Source organism: Dialister pneumosintes (assembly GCF_001717505.1).
GTDB lineage: Bacteria > Bacillota > Negativicutes > Veillonellales > Dialisteraceae > Allisonella > Allisonella pneumosinta.
On the sequence record NZ_CP017037.1, the window covers coordinates 1,204,578 to 1,230,803 of the forward strand.

General features: G+C 36.6%; 25 protein-coding genes. 18 read left to right on the forward strand and 7 right to left on the reverse strand.

The annotated features are described in order from the left end of the window. Positions 1-9 precede the first annotated feature (9 nt). The 4 genes from BCB69_RS05920 to BCB69_RS05935 all read right to left on the reverse strand — a co-directional run bounded on the left by BCB69_RS05920 (position 10) and on the right by BCB69_RS05935 (position 2,314). On the reverse strand, positions 10-369 hold the full coding sequence (locus BCB69_RS05920) for a CidA/LrgA family protein (RefSeq protein ID WP_022513183.1): 360 nt from the start codon (positions 367-369) through the stop codon (positions 10-12). Beyond that, complete coding sequence (locus BCB69_RS05925) at positions 369-974, reverse strand: cytidylate kinase-like family protein (RefSeq protein ID WP_022513182.1); 606 nt, start codon at positions 972-974, stop codon at positions 369-371. The genes BCB69_RS05920 and BCB69_RS05925 overlap by 1 nt, the downstream gene beginning before the upstream one ends. Before the next feature lie 94 nt (positions 975-1,068). Further along, positions 1,069-1,845: a helix-turn-helix domain-containing protein gene (locus BCB69_RS05930; protein WP_022513181.1), complete on the reverse strand. Its 777-nt coding sequence runs from the start codon at positions 1,843-1,845 to the stop codon at positions 1,069-1,071. A 19-nt stretch (positions 1,846-1,864) separates the two neighbouring features. Beyond that, the gene (locus tag BCB69_RS05935) at positions 1,865-2,314 is read right to left on the reverse strand and encodes a DUF805 domain-containing protein (protein ID WP_022513180.1); all 450 of its coding nucleotides are present in this window, start codon (positions 2,312-2,314) and stop codon (positions 1,865-1,867) included. Between the two features lie 518 nt (positions 2,315-2,832). Here BCB69_RS05935 and purB point away from each other — a divergent pair. The 13 genes from purB to BCB69_RS06000 all read left to right on the forward strand — a co-directional run bounded on the left by purB (position 2,833) and on the right by BCB69_RS06000 (position 18,787). Beyond that, a complete protein-coding gene (gene purB, locus BCB69_RS05940) occupies positions 2,833-4,125 on the forward strand; it encodes an adenylosuccinate lyase (protein ID WP_022513179.1) in 1,293 nt (430 codons plus the stop codon). Positions 4,126-4,180: 55 nt separating this feature from the next. Beyond that, a complete protein-coding gene (locus tag BCB69_RS05945; protein WP_022513178.1) occupies positions 4,181-5,464 on the forward strand; it encodes an adenylosuccinate synthase in 1,284 nt (427 codons plus the stop codon). Between the two features lie 396 nt (positions 5,465-5,860). Continuing rightward, positions 5,861-7,297 carry a sodium:proton antiporter gene (locus BCB69_RS05950; protein ID WP_069177302.1) on the forward strand — a complete coding sequence of 479 codons (1,437 nt, stop codon included), beginning with the start codon at positions 5,861-5,863 and terminating at the stop codon, positions 7,295-7,297. Between the two features lie 138 nt (positions 7,298-7,435). Continuing rightward, positions 7,436-7,849 carry a hypothetical protein gene (locus BCB69_RS05955; RefSeq protein ID WP_069177303.1) on the forward strand — a complete coding sequence of 138 codons (414 nt, stop codon included), beginning with the start codon at positions 7,436-7,438 and terminating at the stop codon, positions 7,847-7,849. Positions 7,850-7,930: 81 nt separating this feature from the next. Further along, positions 7,931-8,287, forward strand: coding sequence for a hypothetical protein (locus BCB69_RS05960; RefSeq protein WP_159049978.1), 357 nt, complete (start codon positions 7,931-7,933; stop codon positions 8,285-8,287). Between the two features lie 113 nt (positions 8,288-8,400). Then, positions 8,401-9,399: a YeiH family protein gene (locus BCB69_RS05965; protein WP_069177305.1), complete on the forward strand. Its 999-nt coding sequence runs from the start codon at positions 8,401-8,403 to the stop codon at positions 9,397-9,399. Positions 9,400-9,556: 157 nt separating this feature from the next. Further along, entirely contained in the window at positions 9,557-11,908 is a 2,352-nt protein-coding gene (locus tag BCB69_RS05970; protein ID WP_069177306.1) for an ESPR-type extended signal peptide-containing protein, read from the forward strand. Between the two features lie 216 nt (positions 11,909-12,124). Further along, positions 12,125-12,565, forward strand: coding sequence for a Dps family protein (locus tag BCB69_RS05975; RefSeq protein WP_069177307.1), 441 nt, complete (start codon positions 12,125-12,127; stop codon positions 12,563-12,565). Between the two features lie 230 nt (positions 12,566-12,795). Then, positions 12,796-13,839, forward strand: a complete 1,044-nt coding sequence (locus BCB69_RS05980; protein ID WP_069177308.1) for a GspE/PulE family protein — start codon at positions 12,796-12,798, stop codon at positions 13,837-13,839. A gap of 9 nt (positions 13,840-13,848) precedes the next feature. Beyond that, a complete protein-coding gene (locus BCB69_RS05985) occupies positions 13,849-14,853 on the forward strand; it encodes a type IV pilus twitching motility protein PilT (RefSeq protein WP_069177309.1) in 1,005 nt (334 codons plus the stop codon). Positions 14,854-14,872: 19 nt separating this feature from the next. Next, positions 14,873-16,039: a type II secretion system F family protein gene (locus BCB69_RS05990; protein WP_069177310.1), complete on the forward strand. Its 1,167-nt coding sequence runs from the start codon at positions 14,873-14,875 to the stop codon at positions 16,037-16,039. A 119-nt stretch (positions 16,040-16,158) separates the two neighbouring features. Further along, on the forward strand, positions 16,159-17,115 hold the full coding sequence (locus BCB69_RS05995; RefSeq protein ID WP_022514039.1) for a magnesium transporter CorA family protein: 957 nt from the start codon (positions 16,159-16,161) through the stop codon (positions 17,113-17,115). 235 nt (positions 17,116-17,350) lie between these two features. Beyond that, positions 17,351-18,787, forward strand: coding sequence for a class I adenylate-forming enzyme family protein (locus tag BCB69_RS06000; RefSeq protein ID WP_069177311.1), 1,437 nt, complete (start codon positions 17,351-17,353; stop codon positions 18,785-18,787). 38 nt (positions 18,788-18,825) lie between these two features. Here the strand turns inward: BCB69_RS06000 and BCB69_RS06005 are convergent, their stop codons facing one another. The 3 genes from BCB69_RS06005 to BCB69_RS06015 form a co-directional block, all read right to left on the reverse strand. Further along, positions 18,826-19,452, reverse strand: a complete 627-nt coding sequence (locus tag BCB69_RS06005; RefSeq protein ID WP_069177312.1) for a hypothetical protein — start codon at positions 19,450-19,452, stop codon at positions 18,826-18,828. A 98-nt stretch (positions 19,453-19,550) separates the two neighbouring features. Further along, positions 19,551-19,835, reverse strand: coding sequence for a hypothetical protein (locus BCB69_RS06010; protein ID WP_022514036.1), 285 nt, complete (start codon positions 19,833-19,835; stop codon positions 19,551-19,553). A 384-nt stretch (positions 19,836-20,219) separates the two neighbouring features. Beyond that, the gene (locus tag BCB69_RS06015) at positions 20,220-21,539 is read right to left on the reverse strand and encodes a replication-associated recombination protein A (RefSeq protein WP_069177313.1); all 1,320 of its coding nucleotides are present in this window, start codon (positions 21,537-21,539) and stop codon (positions 20,220-20,222) included. A 222-nt stretch (positions 21,540-21,761) separates the two neighbouring features. Here BCB69_RS06015 and uraA point away from each other — a divergent pair, with 222 nt between their 5' ends. From uraA to BCB69_RS06040, 5 genes are all read left to right on the forward strand, one after another. Then, the gene (gene uraA, locus BCB69_RS06020) at positions 21,762-23,030 is read left to right on the forward strand and encodes a uracil permease (protein ID WP_022514034.1); all 1,269 of its coding nucleotides are present in this window, start codon (positions 21,762-21,764) and stop codon (positions 23,028-23,030) included. Between the two features lie 80 nt (positions 23,031-23,110). Further along, complete coding sequence (aroD, locus tag BCB69_RS06025) at positions 23,111-23,821, forward strand: type I 3-dehydroquinate dehydratase (RefSeq protein ID WP_022514033.1); 711 nt, start codon at positions 23,111-23,113, stop codon at positions 23,819-23,821. A 119-nt stretch (positions 23,822-23,940) separates the two neighbouring features. Then, on the forward strand, positions 23,941-24,390 hold the full coding sequence (locus BCB69_RS06030) for a universal stress protein (RefSeq protein ID WP_022514032.1): 450 nt from the start codon (positions 23,941-23,943) through the stop codon (positions 24,388-24,390). A gap of 197 nt (positions 24,391-24,587) precedes the next feature. After that, a complete protein-coding gene (locus tag BCB69_RS06035) occupies positions 24,588-25,355 on the forward strand; it encodes a ParA family protein (RefSeq protein WP_069177314.1) in 768 nt (255 codons plus the stop codon). Then, entirely contained in the window at positions 25,342-26,193 is an 852-nt protein-coding gene (locus BCB69_RS06040) for a ParB/RepB/Spo0J family partition protein (protein WP_069177315.1), read from the forward strand. The genes BCB69_RS06035 and BCB69_RS06040 overlap by 14 nt, the downstream gene beginning before the upstream one ends. Positions 26,194-26,226: the final 33 nt, after the last annotated feature.

Consider the following 26,226-nt stretch of genomic DNA (forward strand, 5'->3'; position numbering starts at 1 on the left):
GAGAACCTCCTATTTAGATTTATTCTGGTAACGAATGATACATTGTGTGGTAAGACCGGATACGACCATTACAACTACAAGTCCTATTATAATAATGAGTAAATAGGGAAATAACTTAGGCTGAATTAAAGACCATGAGTCCATCAGGCCGACTGCTGCCGGAATGAATAAAATAGGCATGATTTCAATGAGAAAATAAATAGTCTCACGAATTTGTATGACATGTAGTAAGTGACTCCGTAAACAAATAAATAAAAGTATGATACCGTAAATACTGGCAGGTACCGGAAGAGGAAGTATGGAATGCAATACTTCTCCGATAAAAGATAAGGTAATAATAATTCCAAATTGTTTTAAAATAGGTAACATTACACATCCTCCGAAGGGGTTGGTTTGGTATAGATAGGAACAGCGGCTTGTTGAATATATGCTTCAATAAAGTCGGCTGTTTTTTCACATCCTAAACGATAGGTATTGATGGTGAGATCATAATAATTGGACATACCCCATACTTCAGAGGTATAAAATTTATGATAGAGTGCACGGTATTCGTCCATTTTGGGAATACGTTTTGTGGCTTCCGTCTTAGTAATTTTCCATTTTTTAGACATAGATTCAACACGCTTAGAAAATTCACCATGTAAGAAAATACTGATACAGTCGCCTCTATCACGGAATACATAATTGCCACAGCGGCCGATTAATATGCAGTCGGTATCTTTTAACAAGTCATATAGTATTTTAAGCGGAGCTTGTTTTACTTGGGTAGAATGGCTATTAATACTTAAAGCATAGATTAGACTGTTCATCGGATCTTCTGTAAAAAAGGTCGGCATTTCATCATAAAGTCCTTTTTCTTTTGCCATATCCAGCAGTGTTTCCCAACTATAAAAAGGAATATTGAATTTCTTGGAAAGTAATTTTCCTACGACTTCGCCACCTGCACCGCATTCACGTGCAATTGTAATAATCATAATATTCTCCTTGCGTACGATAAGATTTATAGCAGTACTATTGTAGATCTCTTCTTTCTAATCTTCAATAGGTTTTCAAAATTTATAATTATTTTTATTCAGCATTTAAATTTTGAATCATAGAAGACCATTCTTTATAGGATGGTGTACCGAAAAGTTTTTCCATTGCTTCATAGGTTACAAGCCAAGTGCGTTCTGCTTTTCGACAGTCGTTGCTATCCATGCGTGCTGTACGATGTCCGGAACCGGAAGCGGCAGAACGTACTTCATTTGCAGCTTTTTTCCATAGGTGAGAAGCTTCTAATGTAGTAAACACACGTAATAGCGGATTGATATAGGGGGATTCTATTTCTTTATTTTCATAGTGAAATAATGCAGCTTCTTTAGTAACCAACCAATCTTGTCCGGATACTTTTTTCTCATGGGAAGAAAAAGACGTTTGTATATCATGTATTACACTTTTTATAGAAATTTGATAGTGCATAGCTATTTCTTTAGCCGTCATGACTTCTTGCAACGGATTAGGAAAATGTAGAGGTGTATAAGTATCGAGTAAGTTGTTAGGTGTAGTAAGTAAAACACCTGTCGGCATAATTGTCAATTGGGTGTTTACCGGAAGATGACGATGTGCTATATAAGAGTTCCATGCTAAGAGTGTGCGAGATTTGGAATCTTCACTATAAATTTTTTGTGTGATAGGAGTTTGTACCGTATAAAAATTTCCGGTCGGTTCAAAAGGTGGAATGGATGTGAAATAGAGTGCATGCTCTTTGGCAATCACGGTCAAGTCGGGTAGTGTTCCTCGCAATATTGATTCGTAAGCTTTTCCGGCAGAGGTAAGCGTGCATTCTGAAATAAAGAGTTTTCGCATGATAATTTATTCCTTACTGTTATTTTGGTTCTCCATATTTATTAGGTCCTTTATCGCCTCTTCCGAAGAGTAAATATAGAGAACAACCGGTATTAAATAAAGAAACAGCATGTATGATAGCTTTATTGGCATGGAAGAAAGAATCCAATGCCGGGCTTAGGAAACTGAGTCCATAGATAAGACAAAGGATGGGAGCTGCCTGATAACCCATATCATGCAAGCGACGTGTCGCTAAAGAAAGATTTGAGAGTGCAATGATGATACAAATCAAAATGGTAGGTATTAAGATGAGTATTTCAGATATGGGTGAAGGTGACCTTGATAATAATTCATCAACATAGTAAAGTGCAATAAGTAAGAGTGCCCATTGCAAGGAGTAAAAGAAGAAATATTTTCTGTTTATACGACCTTTAAAAGAAAAATAGTTTTGAATAATCGGATCGTTTTCCCATTTTTTAAAAAAATGCAAAGTGAAAGCTCCTTTATGAATTTAAACGTACATGAATAAGTAGTATGGATATTAGTTTTTATTATACCTAAAAATAAATAAAAGAAGAATTAGTTTATATGATTTTTTAGAAATTGTCTCTTTAAATAAAGAGTATACTCTATAAATAATTATTGACTATATAAAGAGTAATTTTATATAATCATAAGGGATACTTATTTAAAGTACCGATAAAGCCCCCTTCGTTGGGGGCTTTTCATATGTGCTGAAAGGTGTTTCATAGCGTAATAAAACAGTGACTTTATAGTATATTACAAAGACTATGAAAGGATATTTGTTCTTAGTAACAAATCACATCTGGCACAAAATGACTTCATACGGTATCGTATAAAGTAGAAGTACTATTATGTAGCTCGTTTAAAACTGAAAAAATTCAAAAATTATGTTTGAAAGCAGTAAACGAGATGTCTGGCACAAGCTTTGGCTGCTGAGGTTGGCAGCGGTATCTGTGCGCGAGAGAGTAACCGAGGGAGGATTATATGATTCCGAGATACACAAGACAGGAAATGGATGCTATTTGGAATGAACGTCATGAGTGGCAAACCATGCTTGATGTGGAAATTGCTGCTTGTGAAGCCAATGCCGAATTAGGTCGTATTCCTAAAGAAGCTGTAGAAGTCATTAAAGCAAAAGCAGATTTTGATGTAGACCGTATACATGAAATTGATGCAGAAATTAACCATGATATTATTGCTTTCCTTACGGCGGTAGGAGAAAAAGTAGGGGATGAAGCGAAGTATATTCATATGGGACTTACATCTACGGATGTGAGAGATACCGGTTTTTGTCTTCAAATTTCCAGAGCTTCCGATTTGCTTTTAGACGGTTTACAGAAGTTGGCGGAAGTACTTAAACGAAGAGCTGTGGAATTTAAATATACGCCCACTATCGGACGTACGCATGGTGTACATGCCGAACCGACTACTTTCGGTTTAAAATTGCTCCTTTGGTATTCTGAAACTCTTAGAAATATTGAAAGAATGAAAAAGGCTAAGGAAGAAATTGCAGTAGGTAAGTTGTCCGGTGCGGTAGGTACTTATGCGGATATTGATCCTTATGTAGAAGAATATGTATGTAAAAAATTAGGACTTAAACCGGAATTAATTTCTACACAGGTGGTACAGCGTGATCGCCATGCGATGTATTTGTCTACTTTAGGAGTTATTGCAGCAACCTTAGCACAGATTGCATTGGAAATTCGTCATTTGCAGAGAACGGAAGTAAGAGAAGCTGAAGAATATTTCAGCCCGAAACAAAAGGGATCTTCCGCTATGCCTCATAAACGTAATCCGGTACGTAGTGAACGTATATGCGGTATGGCTCGCTTGGTTCAGGGGTATACCGTACCTGGATTCCAAAATGTACCGCTCTGGCATGAACGTGATATTTCACATTCTTCTGTAGAGCGTGTCATTTTCCCGGATGCAACTACAGCATTGGATTATATTCTTCATGAAACTATTAATCTTATTGATAAATTATTAGTATATCCGGATAAGATGATGGAAGATTTAAACTTAACCGGCGGATTGATTTTCAGTCCACGTGTACTCTTGGAATTGGTATCTAAGGGCGTATATCGTGATGTTGCTTATCGCTGGGTACAGCGCAATGCGATGAAGAGATGGCTTCAAGGAGAAGATTTCTATGAAAATCTTTGTAAAGATGAAGACATTCGTCAGTATATGACTCCGGAAGAAATCAAAGCTTGTTTTGATCCGAAGTCCATGTTGACACATGTAGATAGCATTTTTGCTCGCTTTGGATTGTAATTTACATATAACCGATGGTAATAACTCATAAGAGTTAAAGGAGGACGAAAGATATATGGCAACAGCTATGGTCATAGGTGCTCAGTGGGGCGATGAAGGTAAGGGAAAAATCGTTGATTATCTCGCAGCAAAAGCGGATGTCGTGGTGCGTTCCCAAGGGGGAAATAATGCGGGACATACAGTAGTCACCGGTGGTCAAGCATATCCTTTGCGTTTAATGCCGAGCGGTATTATGTATAATGATACTATTTGCATTGTAGGTACCGGTGTCGTTATTGACCCGAAATCTCTCATTGAAGAAATGCATACATTGGAATCCAAAGGCGTTAATGCAAAGAATTTACAGATTTCTACTCGAGCACATATTGTATTCCCTTATCATATCCGACTGGATGAAGCGGAAGAAGCTTGCAAGGGAAACCGTAAAATAGGTACAACTAAGAACGGTATCGGACCTTGCTATGCAGATAAGATTAACCGCATCGGTATTCGCATTTGCGATTTGATGGATAAGGAAGTTTTTGCAGAAAAGCTGAAATACAATATTGAATCCAAGAATATGATTTTAAAGAAACTTTATAATATGGACGGATTCGATTATGAACAGATGTTAGCAGATTATTTAGGCTATGCAGAAGTACTTCGTCCTTATGTATGCGATACCAATTACACGGTACAGAAATATATTGATGAAGGTAAGAATGTATTGTTTGAAGGGGCACAGGCTTCCATGCTTGATTTAGACAATGGTACCTATCCTTATGTAACAAGCTCTCATCCGGTAGCCGGTGGTGCTTGCGTGGGTGCCGGTATCGGACCGCATATGATGCATAATATTTTCGGTGTTGTAAAAGCTTATTCCACTCGTGTAGGCGAAGGTCCGTTCCCGACTGAACAATGCAATGAAATCGGTGATAAGATTCGTGATATTGCTCATGAATACGGCACGGTTACCGGACGTCCTCGTCGTGTGGGTTGGTTAGATGCACGTGCTGTACGTTATGCAGCCGGTTTAAACAGTTTTGATCGTTTGGCGATCACTCGTTTGGATGTGTTGGATACCATGGAAGAAATTAAAGTTTGTGTAGGATACGAAAAAGATGGTAAGACCATTGAAGAATATCCGGCAGATCTTAAGTTGTTGGAGCAGGTGACACCTGTTTATAGAACCTTTAAGGGGTGGATGCAGGACATCTCAAGCATTCGAAACTATGAAGAACTTCCTGAAAATGCCAAAATATATTTAGAAGCGATGGCTAAGCTCATTGGTGTACCGATTGGAATCGTTTCCGTAGGTCCCTCCAGAGAACAGACCATTGTTTTGACAGAAGTATTTTAATTATCGTTTACAAAATAGAGCCGTTTATGGCTCTATTTTTGTATATGCTGTTAAATATATAACAAAAAAGATATACATGTAAAAGCATAAAAATAGGAGTTAGTTCTTATTTCATATAACAAAATAAAGAAGATTTACATAAGATAGAAAATGCAAAGTTATAGTATTCATGGTATAGTTTACAGTCATTAGGTTATGCACTATAATAAGAGTGTATTTATTTTTTTGAATAAGAAAGAATAGCAAGAATATTTCTGTGAGTTTATATGTCGGGATATGTCTTCATAATAAGGCAACTGGGATACACAATTGCATGACGACTATAGAACTATAAAAACAGAATTTTTCAATTCTAACTACTCTTTAGCGTTTGAAAGGATGGTGTACCCTTATCACATGACAAAAATGTATAAAATTTTGTGTTCCATATTGGCATGCATGACATTGAGTGTATTACCTGTAAGTGCATCTGAAGCACTGCATCATGCAGTTAGTCAAACATTACCGATTTGGAGCGTCGTTCCTTTTGTCGGTATGTTGTTATCGATTGCGATTGCACCTTTGATTAATCCTCATTGGTGGGAAAAGCATATGCTGCATGCAGCACTTTTATGGTCGGCACTATTTTTAATTCCTTTTGGTATTGCTTATGGATTTAATGTAGTATCCTTTTATTTCTTAGAATCTGTGCTTCTTGATTATGTTCCGTTCTTGGTTTTACTGTTCTCTTTATTCGTAGCAGCCGGTGGGATTGTAATCAAAGGAACTTTGGCAGGTACTCCGAAAATTAATACTCTGATTTTATTTATCGGAACGGCTTTAGCAAGTTGGATTGGTACGACCGGTGCAGCTATGCTTATGATTCGTCCTTTAATTCGTGCGAATTCTTGGAGAAAAAATAAAGTGCATCTCATGGTATTCTTTATTTTCTTGGTAGCGAATATTGGAGGATCTTTAACTCCACTTGGCGATCCGCCTTTGTTCATGGGATTTCAAAGAGGGGTACCGTTCACTTGGACATTCCATTTACTTCCTATCTTACTTGTAAACTTAGCTATTTTATTCGTTGCATTCTTTGGTATTGATACCTATTTCTATAAGAAAGAATTGGCAGCGGGACGTAATCCTGAAACCGGAGAAGAGAAAGAACCTATTCGCATAGAAGGTGCACATAACTTTATTTACATTGCTATGATTATCATTGGCGTTATTTCCAACGGTATGCTTCCTAAAGTGTGCTCTTTCTTTGCAGACGGTGCAGGTATTCCTGTATTTGAAGGGGTTGTATTCCCCTATGCAATTACCGTAGAAATAGTTGTTCTTTTAGCAGCGGCATTCCTTTCAATGAAGACGACTAAGAAAGAAACTCGTGCAGCAAATAATTTTACTTTTGCACCTATGGAAGAAGTTGCAAAACTGTTTATCGGTATTTTCATTACCATGATTCCTGCTTTAATTTTGCTTAAAGTACATGGTTCTGAACTAGGCTTGTCTAAGCCGTGGGAAATGTTCTGGGGAACCGGTATTTTATCTTCGTTCTTGGATAATACTCCTACCTATATGGTATTCTTGCAAACGGCAGGTGCTTTGGGAGAAACGACAGGCATTCATACAACGGTCGGTATCGTGTCACAGATTATGCTTGAAGCGATTTCTGCAGGTGCTGTATTTATGGGAGCGAATACCTATATTGGAAATGCACCGAACTTTATGGTTAAATCCATTGCAGAACAGGAAGGAATTAAAATGCCAAGTTTCTTTGGTTATATGATGTGGTCAGTAGCTATTTTAATTCCGGTATTTATTATCGACACGTTCCTTTTCTTCTTATAAAATATAAAATTCTCACATTTTTAAAATGTGAGAATTTTTTGTTAGCCGTTATATATAATTAAGGATTAGGGACTATTGCTATCATAAAGTATACTGAAGATAGATATTTATATATACAATAGATGGGAGTATTTTGTTGTGGAGTTTATAGTTTTAGGAGTTATCCCACTTGTTTTTATTGTATCTTATTATGTATGGAAAAGGTACTCCGAACAAGCTATTCAAGGATTTATTTTGTTTTTTATAGAAGATGGTAATTTTTTTTTAAATACAAAAAGACCGCTTCGCTTTCCGTTGAATACAATTGACTATGTATGTTTGCGAGCACATTATCTATCCAAAGGTACGGACTATATGAGTATACAAGTCATGAGAAAAGATGGAAACTATTCCGCTCGTTACATTTTTGATAGTTCCATTTATACGAAGAAAAAAGAAACATTAAGTAACAGAGCGTCTATTGATGAAACACTTTCCTCTCTCGCATGGGAACTTAAGACCCAATCCGTTCCTTATAAAGTCATTAAAGAAGGAACGTATCGATTTCAATGAAAGCGTTATTTGGAGGAGATAATCGGGTAAGAAAGGATGTATATGTTTTGTGGAGAAGTATTTATACCGATAATATCTATCGTGTTATTTTTGGTCTTTCTTTGTACAGATAAAGAATCTAAATTTAGAAAAATTTTATATAGCAGCAATGTAATTTTATGGGGAATTACTCTTTTTACAGGTCTTATTATCGAACAACTGCCTGTTGGGTATGGAGCAGTATATCCAAATTTAGCTTTTTTACCTCTACTCTGGTTTGGTGCATTTTCCGTAGGAGTTTGTACTTTTTTATATGGGGTACCCATTTTTCTGCTGGCTAAAAGAAAATATCTATGGGCAAAAATAGGGCTCGTGCTCCTTGCATTGGGTGTGTTTGCTGTGATTGCATGGGGACTTTTTATGCTTTTCGGTGCGCTCTATGTATTAAGAGGTTTTTAATTGCTTATAAAAAGACAGTTTTATAGAAACTGTCTTTTTTATTTTGTAGGGATAGATTGAAACTTAAAAACTGGAAATTATATAATGAATCTGCATGATGATAGGAGGGATTTATGAAAATTTCTATGTTTTTACAAACTGATTTTTTAGTGGCCATGACCGTTACGTTAGCTTGTTCTTTAATGGGTAAAGCATTGGCTACCTATCCGGGATTTTCTTTGATTGGACATTTAGTATTGGCATTACTTCTCGGGATGAGTATACAATTTTTTAAGAAGATAACGACTATGGCACGTGGTGGAACCGGATTTATTGCAAATAAATTTTTAAGACTGGGAATTATCCTATTAGGTTTTAAATTAAATTTAGCTATTCTTTTATCCAGTGGGATACAAAGTCTTGGATTTGCTGCGGTTATCGTAACAGGAATGCTTTGTCTTACCTATCTGGTGTGCCGTTTATTTAACGTGGAACATACTTTAGCTATGCTTACGGCTTGTGGTTGCAGTATTTGCGGTGCCGCCGCTGTTATGGGGGTATCAGCTCCACTGAAGGCAAAGTCTAATGATTCCGTGTTAGCAGTAGCTATTGTAGCTATTTTGGGTACCATATTTACCTTAATAGAAATAGGATTGCAACCGGTACTCGGATTCTCTGATTTGCAGTTTGGTATCATGGCAGGTTTAAGTTTACATGAAATTGCACATGCGGTAGCTGCCGGTGGAGTTGCGGGAACTGTCGGTATGGATAATGCAATTATTGCTAAACTGTCACGAGTACTTTTATTAGCACCAATCGCTTTATTCATCGGATTTATGGAATACCGGAGAAATAAAGATTCTACGCAAGAAATGTCTATTCCCATTCCTTATTTTATGGGTGGTTTTATCTTAGCCAGTGCAGTAGGTTCTTATATGAATATTCTATCTGTATGGATTCAAGATTTAGTTTCTATTGCATACACTTTATTAGGGATGGCGATGGCAGCGTTGGGAATGAATGTTAATTTTGACGTTATTGTACAGCGAGGTGCCAAACCTTTTACGGCTGCTTTTATTTGCTCTGTTATATTATTGGGAGCTTCTTGTGGTATAGTAAAATTTTTATTATGACCATAATGTATTAAAGTACAAAATATTGCATAGTTATAGAAAGAGTTAATAAACAGAAATAGAAATATTGAAATTAAAAAGTTTGATACTTATTTGTAATATTGATACAATGTATAAGTATTATGAATTATGTATTATTTTTCATTAAGAGGAGCTTATGAACAAAATTTATAAGGTTATATGGAGTACGGTAAGAAATGGATATGTAGTAGTGTCTGAATTGACAAAGAGACGTCATAACAAATCTTCTTCCGCATACGGAAGCAAGGCGGCGCATGCTATACTTTCCACTTTAGTAGCATTGGGATTACTTTCTCCTGTATTTGTTTCTGCTACAGATATAGCAACGGCAGATAATGTAGCACAAGTCGGTCGCTTCACTATAGGTGGGACCAATCATCAGAATTTCTATGCTGTAAATAGTACAAAGAATGGAGCAGGTACGAATTTTAATAATGACGGTGCTAAAGGTGTAGATAGCATGGTTATAGGTATTTCTTCTTCTGTTACAGGAGACAAGAATGGTGTTAATAATAGTATTGTAGTAGGTCATTATAATGAAGTAGAAGGAACACATAATGCTGTATTTGGTACAGATTATGCTAATTATGATCATAAACAGACACATATATTCGGTGAACACAATACCGTACTTGGTATAGGTAATTTAGTCGGATATACAGCAGAAAAGGATTCTTCGGATCCTACGAAATGGATTTATACCAAGAAGAATGCAGGGCAAGATCAAAACGTGGTAGTAGGGCTTAATAATACCGCTAATTGGGGCAGTGTAGTGGTAGGTACCAGCTCAGAAGCAGATAGCCTCGGAAACTCTTTTGGGCATGGTAATAAGATTTATGGTATGAATGATGGTGGAGGACAGCATGGTACCGCTTTAGGAAGTAATTTGATTGTCAGCGGAGAAAATGCTTTAGCAGCCGGGTATGAGTCGGAAGCTAAGAGTGATTTTTCCATTGCTTTAGGATCTAAGAGTATAGCATCTGCTACGAATGATATCGCAATAGGTACAAATTCACATGCTTTTGGGAAATGGTCTATTGCTATGGGGGTTGACAGTACAGCAGAAAAACAAACTGCAGTAGCTATGGGATATGGTGCACATGCTAAAGTTGATAAGGGTATAGCTTTAGGATCCTATAGTGTAGCAAGTACGGAAAGTAATGAGATAGGATATGATCCTTTGACCGGAAAACGTGCTACTCCTGACAATATGATATGGAAATCTTCGTTAGGAGCAGTTTCTATTGGGGATATTGCTAATGAATATACTCGTCAGATTACCGGAGTGGCTGCCGGTAAATCAGATACGGACGCAGTTAACGTGGCACAGCTTAAAGCGTTGGAAGAAAAAATGACGGATGTAGCTTCTACGGCAGGTAAACCTTCTTCTGTAACCACCGGTGCCAATCTTTCTGTAGACTCCAGTAAGACAAATACAAAAGGTGGTACGGAATATAAAGTAAGTCTTAATAAGGATGTAGATTTAAGTGCAGACGGCAGTTTAACGGTAGGGGATACTCAGGTTAATAAAAACGGTATGACTATTGCAGGTGGTCCTACTATCACAAAAACTAATGTGGATATGGGCAATCAGCAGGTGCATGGTGTAGCGGATGCAACACATGATACCGATGCAGTAAACCTTAGACAGCTTAATGCGAAGATAGGTAATGCTATAACCCAAACAGCAATTATCGGCGGAGAAATTAAAGAAGATGGAACTCTTGCTCTTAAGAAGGGGGATGGAAGCGAACTTGCTTTTACCGGTAAATTAAAAGATGTTTCAGTGAAAGCGGGTACTTATGAAATTGAAAATGGTGATGTGACTATTGGATTGCAAGATAATTACTCCAAGAAAGCAGCAGGAAATCTGGTTATCAAAGATGTAGCGAAAGCTTCTGCTTTAAATCAGGAAGTTATAGATAGAAAAGCGGCAGATAAAGTAATTACTGATACTATCGGTGCTGAAAATTCTACAAAACTTAAAGAATCTTTCCTCGGAACTACTTATATTAAAGATAGTTCTACTTTGGTGGATGCTAATATTGCATTAGATAAAGCAATCAAGCAACAGGGACAAGCTATTGATCATATCAATACACAGGTTATAAAAGTAAATGATAAGGTGAATAAAGTCGGTGCAGGTGCGGCAGCTTTAGCAGCACTTCATCCCTTAGATTTTGATCCGGATAACAAGTGGGATATTGCGGCAGGTTATGGTAACTATAGAGGTGCTAATGCAGCAGCACTTGGTGCTTATTATCGTCCCAATGAAGATATGATGTGGAGTATAGGTGCATCTATTGGTGGTGGAGAAAATATGGTGAATGCAGGATTATCTATGAAAGTAGGATCAGGCACACCGAATAGAGCAGCTAAAGTAAACATGGCGAAAGAAATCAAAGAACTTCGTCAGCAGGTTGCTAAGCAAGATGCACAGATTGAAGAATTAAAAGCATTAGTTGCACAAATAATGGATAAAAAGTAATTTTTAGTCGTGATAGAATAAGAAAAAAGCTCTCAAAATCTATAATTTGGGAGCTTTTTCTTGTAGTATGAATAAGCAATAGTTATCCTTTATTTTGCTAAGTAAATAAAAGGATATAGTTGTATTGACATTATACATAATTTATTGTATTGTGAATCTATAAACTATATTTATTTTTTTAGATATAATAGTAAAAATTAAAAGGAGAATATAATCATGAAAAAGGAATTAGTAGTACAAGTAAATAATTATCTTGCAAATATTGGTGTTTCTTACATTAAGTTACATAATCTTCATTGGAATGTAGTTGGTATGCAGTTTAAAGCCGTTCATGAATATTTAGAAAGTATTTATGATGAATTTGCTGATATATTGGATGAAGTAGCTGAAATCTTGAAAATGAATGATGAAATGCCGTTGGCAAGCATGAAAGACTATGTAAAAGTAGCGACTATTCAGGAATTGGATAATGTAGATATCGATGTGAAAAGTGCAATGCAGATTGTTATTGATGATATGAAAGCGTTAAAAGTACAGGCATTGGCTATTCGTGCACAGGCTGATGAAGAAGATCAGTTTGATGTAGCAAACCATATGGAAGATGATGTAGAAAAATATAATAAGATTATTTGGTTTGTACAATCGATGTTGAAGTGATAACGAATATAGTAAAAACAACACCTAAATTTTTAGGTGTTGTTTTTTATTGCTATGCAAGAAGAGCTTCAAGGATAGGTGTATATTTCAAATAATTATACAGTTTACTGAGAATGCATGAATTTACAAAATGTATATGTTAAGCAACTATTCCATTTTTATAAATTTACGGTATTTTGTTTTTTATGATATATTGGTTATAAATATGCAGGGGTATAATAGGGGGATTTATGTTATCTGAGGGGATGCCGGCTGTAGAAATAGCTGATGTATTGATTTCATCCGCATATGCTCGTCGGGTGAGTGATATTCATGTTGAGCCGATGATGAAAAACGGAAGAATTCGTTTTCGTCATTATGGAATATTAAAGGAAGTGGCGATACTTTCTACTTCTAAGATGGTAGCTTTGGTTAATCGATTTAAAGTTATGGGTCATATGGATTTAGGGGAAAATCGTTTACCGCAAGATGGAAGTTGTCATTGGAAAGTGGATGAAAAGGAATTGGATTTACGATTTTCTGTGATGCCTTCTCTTTATGGAGAACATGTAGTTATTCGTCTTTTGCCACGTCATCTTCCGTTTATTGAAGAGAATGAACTGGGAATGCTTCCTGTGCAAAAAAGTTTATTTTTGAAGGCTCTTTCTGAAAAAAGAGGATTGATTTTAACGACAGGGGCAACCGGTTCCGGGAAAACCTCCACTCTTTACACGGCTTTAAAGATATTGTGTACAGAAGCAGTACATGCTGTTTCTATTGAAAATCCGATAGAGTATCGTGTTCATGGAATGACACAGGTCGAGGTCAATGAAAAAGCGGGGCTTACGTTTTCCGAAGGGTTAAAAGCATTAGTAAGACAAGATCCGGACATTGTGATGATAGGAGAAATTCGAGATGGAGAAACAGCACGAATTGCAGTGCATGCGGCTTTAACCGGTCATTTGGTGCTTTCTTCGTTACATACGACTTCTGTTATGCAAGCACCTCTTCGGTTATTGGATATGGGAATATCATCTTCTCTTTTGGCAGATGCTTTATCTCTTGTGATATCTCAACAGTTGGTATCTGTACATGATATAGATATAAAGAGCAAAAAAGAATATGTAAAACGAACCGGTATTTTTGAAATGATGGCTATCGGAGAAAAGGAAAAACAAGTAATTAGAGAGAAAAATATTCATGAACTACCTCGTCTTATGAAAGAACAAGGACAGCCGTCTCTTTTGGAGGTATGGGAGCAAAAAATAAAGAAGGGAATTCTTATAAAGTCGTAAGGAGGTTCTATGTTTTCTTTAGTGCATATTATAAAGAAATATCCGAAAGCTACTGATATTCATTTGACAAGAGGAGAGGTGGTACGAGTACGTGTTAATGGAAGATTAACTCCTTTAAATATTGTGGCTGATGCATCTATTTTTGACTATTTGATACGTACTTATTTTCAAGGGGAAAAATTAAAAGAATTTAGAGAAAGAGGAGCTGCAGATACTTCTTTTTCTGAGGGGGGATATCGATTCCGTTTTCACCTTTATAGTGTGAGAGGCGTAGGAACCGCCTCTATTCGTGTACTTCCTTCTTTGAAACAATTACCACCGGATAGTGATGAGGAGTGGATAAAGGAAGTGGCTTCGTTAGCTTCCGGTTTAGTATTAATAACAGGACCTACCGGTTCAGGGAAAACGACTTTATTGGCTAGAATTATTGATGCTGTTAATAAATTGAAATCAGTACACCTTATTATGCTTGAGGATCCGGTAGAGTATGAATTCATATCGGGAAAAGCGTTGATTCATCAGAGAGAAAAAGAAAGAGATTTTTTAAAATTTTCTGATGGTATTCGTGCAGCACTTAGAGAAGATCCGGATATTATAGTCGTGGGAGAAATGCGAGATAGTGAAACTATGCGAGCTGCTTTATTGGCAGCAGAAACGGGGCATTTGGTATTAGCGACCATGCATAGCTCACGTGCGGTAGAGGCGATTTCTCGAGTGGTGCATGCGTTTCCGGCGGATGAACAAGATGAAATTCGTATGGTTTTATCTTCTGTACTTCGTTCGATATCTGCACAATTATTTTATAAAAGAGAGGGAGAATCTATTTTACTCCGTGAAATTTTAATGATGACTCCGGCTATTGCTCGTTTAATTCGAGACGGTCGAGACGAGCAGATTCGTTCTTATATGGGACTAAGCCAAGGTAGTATGCGTACTATTGAAAGTAGGGCACGTGCGATTTCCAGAACTTGGGAAGAAAAAGAGAAACGAAAACTGGCTATTTTCTTAAAATAGGGATAGTAGGGAATTAGGGATGTATATTTATAACTATAAAGCTTATAGGGGAAAGGCAATCATACAAGGCGAGATACTCGGTGAAACAAAAGAAGAAATTGTAACTTATTTAAGAGAACATGCATTAACCCCAATTTATATTACAAAGAAAAAAAGGTATCGAAAACAAAAGGGAACGAATAAAGAGTTGGCTTTATTTTTTAAAGAATGGTCAGCTTTGCTTATGGCAGGTATTCCCGTAGACTCCTCTTTACCACTTTTATATGCGTATAGAAAAAGAACATCTCATTTAGTGTTGCAACAATTAGAAAGAGATGTTACCGGTGGAAAATCTATATCGGAAGCTATGCGTAAAAGTCAATGGTTTCCGTCTTTTGCGTCCGCTTTAGTACATATAGGAGAAGAAAGCGGTACATTAGCAGAACAAATGCATATCTTAGCTACATGGTTTTTACAGCAAGCATCTTATAGGAAGAAATTGTTATCTTCATTGGTATATCCTTGTTTTGTTTTATGTTTATCTTTATTATTTTTCTTTATTGCTATGTTCTGGATTTTACCGGCTTTTTCCAGTTTATTTACTTCTTTATCTATTCCTATTCCGTTGCTGACACATATTATGTTGCAGATGGGAGTGTTTTTTAAAACTTATATCGGTTGGATAGGAGGATTTTTTTTATTATTGATTCTTTTCTTTTATGGATATGCAAAAACTACAAAGGGAAAAGAGCAAAAAGCAAGGTTTCTTTTTCGGTGTTTCTGGTTTCGTAATTTGTATACCTTACGATGGACACAAGCCCTTTCTTATTTGTTACGAGCCGGTTATATCTTGTCAGAAGCTTTACGTCAGGCGGCTTATGTAACGGATAATGAAGAAGCGGAACGTCAAGTATTAGATATGGCGATGCAAGTGGAGCGTGGAGAACCTTTTGGTGAAGTGGTACAAAAATCAGATTTTAATCGAGGTTTTATAGTGCAATTGATAACTATCGGTATGGGAAGCGGCAAGCTACCTACATCCTTAGAACAAATTGCCACTTTATTAGCGAAAGAAAGTCAAGGACAAATAGAAAAATTAACGGCGTGGTTAGCACCTGTTTGTATTTTGTTATCCGGACTTCTTACGGCTTGCTTGGTTACTTCTATTATATTTCCGCTCTTTGCCGGTATAACTCATATTTTTTAAGAAAAAAGAAGTTATATGCAACGAAAATAGAAGAAGAAGTTCTATTCCTTGACAGATTCATGTGTTCCGTCATATATTAAAAAATGATGATTATAAAAGTAATAAAGGGGGGTGCCGGCATGCTGAATGTATACAAGCATGATGCTAACCACAAATTGATAGAAGTGGACTTGAATACGGCTGAAAAAGGATCTTGGATAAATTGTTATACTCCTACAGAAGAGGAGCTTATACAAATTCATCAATTGACCGGCATACCTGTTCATTCCCTACAAACCGTATTGGATAGAGAAGAACGTTCTCACGTAGAATTGGAAGATGATTATATTTTTGTCGTAGTGAATACACCGGTATGTGTGGAAATGGATTCTTATGATGCGTTACCGCTCGGAATATTCCTTACGAATAAATATTTTGTTACTGTCTGCCTTGATAAGAATGCGGTTATCAGCAAGTTTTTGAATAGTACCGGTTATTCATTTTCTACCTATAAAAAGACACGTTTTCTGTTCCAAATTTTATCATCGGCATCTTCTTCTTTCTTGTATTATTTGCAAAGAATTTATAAACAGACCGGTGTCATTGGAGCTAGAGTTCGTCAGTCGATGGAAAATAAAGAAATTTTCCATATGCTGGAATTACAAAAGTCATTAACATACTTTAACTTCGCTTTACATGCCAATGAAAGTGTGATGGAACGATTAATGCGATTACGCACCAGTTCATTAGCGTCGGTATCTCTTCTTAAGGTATATGAAGAAGATGAAGATTTATTGGAAGATGTCATTATTGAAAATAAGCAGGCATTAGAAATGGTGGGCGTGTATTCAAACATTCTTATCTCGATGATGGACTCTTATTCTTCGATTATTTCCAATAGTTTGGCACAGATTATGAAATTTTTGACTTCGGTAACGATTTTACTTGCCGTACCGACAGTTCTATATAGTTTATTCGGTGTTAATGTGCCTATGCCGATGGAGCATTCTCCATGGGGATTTACGATATTGGTAATCAGTGGTATTATCTTAACCGCTGTAGTTACTTTTGTGCTTTGGAAAAAAGATATGTTATGAAACCTGCCTTGTGCAGGTTTTTCTTATAAGTAAGAATATTATTCGATAAAATCGTTCTTTTTCGGATATGAGATGAGGAATTTTTATTGATAAAAATCTGTTTTTTTGCTAAAATGTTTTTGTATTTATAAAATACAAAAACTTATAGAGCGTAGTAGGAAAGTTGTTCAATAAACCTATATAAATCGCTCTTTTTTAGATTTATGCCTATGTTGGCTATGAAGTGAGGTTGCAAATGTTTTTACATCAAATATTTCAAAAGGCTGATCCTCAGCGTATGGCTTTCGTAGGAAAGCAGAATATGACTTATGGACAGCTCACCGCGCTCGTGCGTATGTATCGAAATGATTTTTATCGTCGTGGAATCAGACGTGGTGACAGAGTAGCGTTATACTCTTCTAACAGTGCTGAATTTATTATTGTTTATATAGCAGTAGTAAGCTTGGGAGCTGTTATTATTCCTGTTAATAACTCCCTTGTAGATAGAGAAGTGGAATTTATTCTTAAAGATGCAGGTGCTAAGCTTCTCGTGACTGATAAATCAATGGAAGTTACGGTGGAACAAGTTTCTATTGAAGAAATGAAAGTAGAAGCGGAAAAGGGTAAAGCGGAAGAGGCACCGGCATTTCCTTCCGATTTAACAGAAGATGACGTATGTACTTTCGTGTACACTTCCGGTACCACCGGTAATCCGAAAGGGGCCATGCTTTCTCATAAGAATTTAATTCGTAATGCAGAACAAACGAATGCAGTTCTTAAACATACACCGGAAGATATGGCCTTGTGCGTATTGCCGATGTTCCATTGCTATGGCTGGACCGTTTCCGTATTAGTACCGTTATTAGTGGGATGCACTATCGTAGTTATGAGTTCTAAGAATCCGACTGAAATTGTAAATACGATTGCAAAACATCAAGTAACTATTGCTGCTATGGTACCTCCGATGTATCATTTATTGGCACGTTTCGGTAAAGAAGATTTAATGAGAAGTGTTCGTGTATTTGTATCTGGAGGAGCTTCTCTTCCACAAACGGTAGCAGAAACTTTTAATGAAAAATATGGACATTTTGTTATTATCGGATATGGATTAACAGAAGCCTCTCCGGTTGTAAGTATGCTTCCGCAAGATAGACCTAAGAGTCTTTCTGCAGGACCTGCACTTCCGGGAATTGAAGTTAAAGTAGTTAATGGAGAGGGTTTGGATTGTAAGACAGGCGAAGTCGGTGAATTGTTAGTTCGCGGTGACAATGTTATGAAAGGATATTGGCATCAGGAAGAAGAAACTAAGAAGGTACTGTTATCTGATGGTTGGCTTCGTACCGGAGATTTGGCTTATTTGGATAAAGATGAATTTGTATACATTGTTGACCGAATCAAAGATTTGATTATTGTAAACGGTGAAAATATTTATCCGGGGGAAGTCGAATCTTGTATTTATGAATTTCCGGGGGTTTCTGAATGTGCTGTAGTAGGACATCAGGATGATCTTCGTGGGGAAGCGGTTTGGGCTTACATTGTTATGAAACTGGATGAAGAATTGGATGAAAATGCAATTCGTCGCTTTATGAAAGAACGTATTGCCGCTTACAAGGTACCACGACATTTTGTGGTTATTGATGAAATGCCGAAGAATTCTACCGGTAAAATTTTAAAGAGAGCTTTACGTCAATAAGGATATAAGAAAAAGACAGAGAATATTCTCTGTCTTTTTTAATGCACATTCGGCTTTTTTACTTCTTCTCCTTGTGGTACTTTATGTATCTCGTTAAATGTAAGCATCCAAATCATTTGCATAGTTTGAAGAAGCATGTCTTTTTTTGCTAAATAGTCATTCGTTTCTCTTTCTGTATCCAATAATTCTTTTTCAAGAAATTGGACTAACTCTATATAGAGTGCGATACGAACATCCATTAAATTTTCGACAATAGCAATAGCTTCATCATCTGTATCATCTAAGGCATGTGGTTTGGCTACTTGTGGTAATTTCCAGACCATATCCGGATTGAGTTCATAAAGTTCGGCAATCCATGCATGAATGAGTGTCAGCATATCATCCATAGGAATATTAAATAGATTTACACCGATGGCGGCTATATTAGAGAAGGATTGTAAAGAAAAGAACTTATCCAATCCGGGTAAATGATTCGTAATAAAGGTATCTTCCAAATAAGTACGAAGTACTTCAAAATATAAATTTACTTGTTCATCGATTCTTGTTTTTTTATTGGCTTGGGACGTTTTATACTTTACAAATTCAGCATATTCACGTGCATTTATTTTTACTATACCTTCGTCTTTGTTATCGAGTGGAATAGCTGTTTTTTTCGTTTTAACCATAGTTCCTCCTGTTACGTTCTTACATTATATAGGAAGAAGTAAGTACTGTCGATTTCTAGAATATAAAAAGGCACTATATAGTGCCTTTTTTCGATGCATTAATACGGAATCACTTGTGCTCCTTCTACTACATCATGCATGGTTTCAATTGCCTCTTTTTTTGCATCAAGAATTTTCTGAATATCTCTATCGCAATTATCAATATAATCTTGCCCTTTTTCAAGATATTCTTCAATATCATCATTAGTAGGACTTAATACAAGTGGAGCAGAAAATTTAGGATAATGACATCTCATATTGGTACCACGGAATGAGAATCCTAATGCATAAGAGGTAGCACATAAACTAAGTACTAATAAAGACAATCCGATTTTTTTCTTCATAACAGTCTCCTTTTTTTACAATATATAGTTTTCATCTGAAAATATTGTTCCCTAGATATATGTTATTTATATCGACAGGAATGGGAGTAATAACTTTATTTGTCTAACCATCTTCATGGTTAAAGTAAATCATAAATAATATTTTTGTTTAAGTCAAGTATGGATTGTTGAAAAATAAAAAACCGAGGAGGGCATCTCGAAAAATGTCTTCCTCGTAAAACGGTACTTCGTTTTTCCTTGTAATTATAATATATCACAGATATAGCAAGATAAGATTGTTTATTTTACTGTTTTATAAAAAGATTTTTGTACAGCGATTGTTGCTGCTAAAAAACATAATAAGAAATAAGACTCATATTTACATATACTTTTCATATAATCTCTTCACGACTGATGTTTTCTTTTCCACTCTTTGATAAATTGTAAGCGGTCTTTGAACTGTTTTTCCAACCCTTGTTCTGTTGGATGATAATAAGTTTTGTCTTTGAGTGAATCAGGAAGACATTGCATATTCGTAAGTTTATCTTTGGTATTATGTGCGTATTGATATCCCTTTCCATACTCTAATTCTTTCATAAGTTTGGTTGGGGCATTACGTATGACAAGAGGAACCGGTTCTGCCAAGTGTTTGACAGCATCCTCTTTGGCAGACAGATAGGCAGTTTCCATTGCATTGGATTTCGGGGCAAGTGACATATAGATAACCGCTTCCGTAAGATGGACATTACATTCAGGGACTCCGATGAGTCGGCAAGCTTCAAAAGCCGCAATGGAAAGTGATAAAGCTTGTGGGTCGGCAAGTCCGACATCTTCCGCTGCAAAACGAGTGACTCTTCTTGCAATATAAATGGGATCTTCACCGGCTTCTAACATACGTGCTAACCAATAAACGGCGGCATCCGGATCAGAATTTCTCATGGATTTATGCAAAGCGGAAATAAGATTGTAATGCTCCTCTCCGTTTTTATCATAAAGAAGAGATTTTTTAGAGGTGCATTGTTCTAATATTTCTTGAGTAACAATCGTTGTTTGCGGCGTTTCTTTTCCGTTAAGTACTGCCATTTCCAAAGTGGATAAGGCGGTGCGTGCATCTCCATTAGCAAAGCATGCAATCGACTCTAATACACCCTCTTCAAGTTCAATTTTTTGTCCGCCAAAGCCTTTGGGGTGTGATAAGGCACGTTGTAAGAGTTGGATAATATCTTCTATTGTTAATGCTTTTAATACAAATACTTTGCAACGTGAAAGCAACGCGTTATTGATTTCAAAAGAAGGGTTTTCGGTCGTAGCACCGATTAAAATGATACTGCCTTTTTCTACAAATGGTAAAAAAGCATCTTGTTGTGCTTTATTAAAACGATGAATTTCATCTACAAATACAATCGTACGTTGTCCGTATTGCTGGTTAGTTTCTGCCTGTTTCATCACGTCTCGAATGTCTTTGATGCCACTGGTTACAGCAGAAAATTCAATAAAAAGTGATTTGGTGTGGTTAGCGATAATTTGTGCTAATGTAGTTTTTCCGACTCCTGGAGGTCCCCAAAAAATCATGGAAGAAATAACATCATTTTCTATGAGGCGACGTAATACACGTTGTGCACCTAACAGATGCGTTTGTCCTATATAGTCGTCTAACGTTTCCGGTCTGAGTCTGGCTGCTAACGGTTGTGGTATTGTAGAACTGAAAAGGGATGGTTCGCCCATAATTACCTCCCGAATAATTAGAATTTCTATTTTATTTCTATTATAAGACATATAGAACTTGATAAAAAGATAAATTAAATATAAAATGCTTGCATTTTATGTAAAATACGTGCATAATGTGCAAGAGAAAATTTATATTAGATTGTATTCCGACAAAAATCATGCACTTCGTGATTTTTTTTTTGGAAATTTTTAAGAAGCAGGTTGTATCAAGGAGGAATTATGGGACAAAGACAAATTATTGATGTACATGAACGACCATCATTAGGGAAGACAATACCTCTTAGTTTCCAACATTTATTTGCGATGTTCGGTTCTACGGTATTAGTACCCTTTTTATTAAATGTAGATCCGGCAACTTGTCTTTTTATGAATGGGATTGGAACACTTTTATACTTAGCTATTTGTCAATGGAAGTTACCTGCTTATTTAGGTTCGAGTTTCGCTTTTATTTCTCCTGTATTAGCTGTGACTGCTACGGCAGGCATGTCCTATGCGCATGCACAAGGAGGCTTTATTGCTTTTGGTTTCTCTTTCATTATTTTAGCGTTTTTAGTTAAGAAAATCGGTACAGATTGGGTCGACATCTTGTTTCCACCGGCAGCGATGGGATGCATTGTAGCAATTATCGGTTTGGAATTAGCTCCTTTAGCTATGAATATGTCAGGGTTTATGGGAGAAATGCAGGGGATGAGTAATACCACTGCTATTATTATTTCCATGTTTACTTTGACTGTGACTATTTTAGCAACCGTACTTGGACGTGGATTTATCAGTATTATTCCTATTTTGATCGGAGTTATCTCCGGATATATTCTGTCTTTGTTCTTGGGGGTTGTAGATTTATCACATGTACAGACGGCAGCTTGGTTTTCTTTCCCGACTTTTTATAAACCGGAATTTAATCTCAGTGCTGTTTTAATGATTATGCCGGCGGTATTTGTTGTATTTGCCGAGCATCTTGGGCATTTATTTGTAACCAGTGATATTGTTGGTAAAGATTTAATTAAAGAACCGGGATTGCATCGTTCTTTGTTGGCAGACGGGATATCCAATGTTATTTCCGGTTTGGTAGGCTCTACACCGAACACTACCTACGGTGAGAATATGGGTGTTATGGCGATTACCGGTGTATATAGTACTTATGTTATCGGTGGTGCGGCGGTATTGGCTATCGTATTCTCTTTTATCGGTAAAGTAGCAGCTATCATTCATGCTATTCCGACTCCGGTTATGGGCGGGGTATGCATTTTACTCTTTGGTTTTATTGCCGCATCCGGTATTCGTATGCTTATTGAAAAACATGTGGATTATACAAAGTCAAAAAACCTTATTTTAACAGCTACCACCATGATTTCCGGCTTATCCGGTGCCACTATTGTTTTAGGGCCTATTCAGCTCAAAGGCATGGGACTTGCTACCGTAGTAGCCATGTTGTTATCTCTCATATTCCTTTGTTTTGAAAAATTACATTTGGATAACGAAAAATAAAAATGTAGTAAAAATCCTCTCTGAAAAAGAGAGGATTTTTATATGGAAATACATAGTATAATGAATAAAAGGAGGTGCTTATGTCGAAAACAAAAATTATAGTTCCTCTCTTAGGAAAAAATGAAAATGAATGGGAACAGGAATTAAAAGAACTGCAAGATACTTCTTTTGACGGGCTTGAATGGCGAGCTGATTATAGCGAATCTCCTTATAGTATTACAGCAGGGAAAAAAGCTATTTCTTTTTTTAAAACACAAACAGATAAACCGATTTTAGTTACACTCCGAACACAAAAAGAAGGGGGGCAGGTTGTATTTGAGAAAGAAAAATACAGCTCTTTTTTTAAACATATGTTGGAACAATCTGTCTCATCTATTGATATAGAGTGGGCATTGCCTTTAGAAATAACACATTCTTTATTACAGCAAGCAAAAGAAAAAAATTGTAAGGTTATTCTTAGTTTTCATGATATGGAACATACTCCTTCTACAGAAAAGTTGGTTGCCATTTGGAAAGATATGTATGTAAGAGGTGCTTCCGTCGGGAAAATTGCTTGCATGGCACGCTCAAAAGAAGATGTTCATCAAATGCTATATGCACTTCTTAGGACAAAAAAAGAAATTCCTCATTTTCCTGTGGTAGGAATTTCTATGGGAGAAATAGGTAAGGTTACAAGACTGATAGGCAGTTTGTTTGATACACCTTTTACTTTTGTATCAGGCAAGAACGCATCGGCTTTCGGGCAACTGACTGTAAAAGAAATGGAAAAATATAATTCTTTATTTTATTAATTAATCATATATAAAAAACAAGAAATACACTTTATTACTAGGTGATAGTGGGGTATAATGATAAAGATAAAAAGCAGTGGTAGGCTGCTTGTCTGTATTACAATTCCTACGGAGGCAATATGTTTACATTTGACGACATCTCATTAAAAAAGATTTTAGTACCTGTAGATGGTTCTAATCAGTCAAAGGAAGCACTGCGTCGTGCAGCTCATTTGGCACAACAATTTGATGCTACTCTAACACTCATTTCTGTTGTAGAACTGGGAAAAGTAATGTCCGGGGTACAGCAAGTACATACGGGGGGATATATTCCGGAACATTTAACAGCAGGTGCAGAAGAGATGTTGAGAAAAATGGCGGAGTTAATTCCACCTCACATTAGTGTGGAGACCGCCGCTTTTTTAGGAGATCCGGCAGAAGTTGTTATCGAAGAAAGTTTAGAAGAGGGCTATGATTTGGTGGTTATTGGAAGTCGTGGACTTGGAAAAATTAAAGGAATTATCATAGGAAGCGTAAGCCAACAAGTAGCACAAGAGTGCCGTTGTCCTGTTCTTGTTATTCATGGATGATAGTGAGTTAAAACAGATTCTAATTCATAGAAAAGGGTTAGAATCTGTTTTAATTTTATCTACCAAACACTTCTACTCGGTACATAAGAATATTACGCTTGTGTGATATAATAAAAGAGATACTTACACAAGAGCCAAAGTGAATTTTGTCTTTTGTTTTCATAATAAATAGACGACTCGATAGAGAGGATTAACGCATGGGAAAGATTATTGGAGTCATTAATCAAAAAGGTGGCGTAGGAAAGACTACAACGGCAGTCAATTTGGCGGCGTTTTTGGCAAAAGCGGGAAGAAAAGTACTTTTGATAGATACGGATTCGCAAGGGAATGCTACCAGTGGTTTATCCATGGAACGTCATCGCTTTGTGGTGGATATATATGATGTGATGATGGGTGAGACAGCTGTTACAGAAGCTATCTATCCCACAAGCAGTAAACGATTATTTCTTCTCCCTGCTTCTATGAATTTGGCAGGAGCGGAAATAGAAATGGTAGCCATGGAAGAACGAGAATATATTTTAAAGAATATATTTGATAAAATACAGTCTGACTTTGATTATCTCATTATTGATTGTCCACCGGCTTTAGGGTTGATGACACTAAATGTATTGTCAGCAGCGGATTCTATTATCATTCCGATACAGGCGGAATTTTATGCGTTAGAAGGATTATCTCAGTTAGTAAAAACGATTCGCAGTGTGACCAAGAATTTGAATCCGGATTTGGATATACTTGGTATTTTACTTACGATGTTTGATGGAAGAACCAATTTATCTTTGCAGGTACAGCAAGAAGTAAAAGATTATTTTGGAGATATTGTATTTAAGACAGTTATTCCACGTAGTGTAAAGTTATCAGAAGCACCGGGATTTGGACAACCGATTACAACTTATGCACCTAAGTCTAAAGGTGGAACTGCTTATAAAAAATTATGCCGGGAGGTGTTGAAACGTGTCGAAAAATAAAAGATTGGGGCGAGGTTTAGAGGCGCTTTTGGGAGAAACCTCCGGATTAAGCGGTACAGAAGAATTAAAAATTACAGATATTGTTCCCAATGCGTATCAGCCACGGCGTGAATTTGATCCGGAACTATTGCAGGAATTAGCTGATTCTATTCGTATACACGGAGTAGTGCAACCGATTATTGTACGCAGAAAAAATCGTAAATATGAATTGATTGCCGGTGAAAGACGTTTACGTGCCGCCTCCTTAGCGGGACTTACTGTGATTCCGGCTATTGTTCGAGAATATACAGATAAGCAATCAGCAGAAATTGCTTTAATCGAAAATTTACAGCGTGAAAACTTAACTTCTATAGAAGAAGGGCAAGCCTATGACCGCTTAATGAAAGAATATGGATATACACAGGAACAGATGGCTCAAACTATTGGTAAAAGTCGTTCCTATATAGCTAATACCGTACGGTTATTGGCACTTCCGGAAGAAGTACAGGAACTCATTTTGGTACATAAAGTGACAGGAGGACAGGTTAGACCTCTTTTATCACTTACCAGTGTAGCGGAACAAATTCAGCTTGCCAGAAAAATTGAAAAAGAATGTTTATCTGCTCGTCAAGTAGAAGAAATTATTCGTCAAAGAAAAGAAGAGAAAAAGAATATTCGAACAAAAGATGAAGGACACAGTTGGATTCGTGAATTGGAAGAAAAGTTACATACTTCTTTAGGTACACCGGTAACTATTTCTTTTGGTAAAGGAAAGAATGCCACTCGTGGGAAGATTTCCGTTTCTTTTAAGAATAATGAAGAATTTGAACGATTAATGAAAAAATTAGCAAAAGACTAATTAATGAAAGGATATCCGACGGATTCGGAGTAG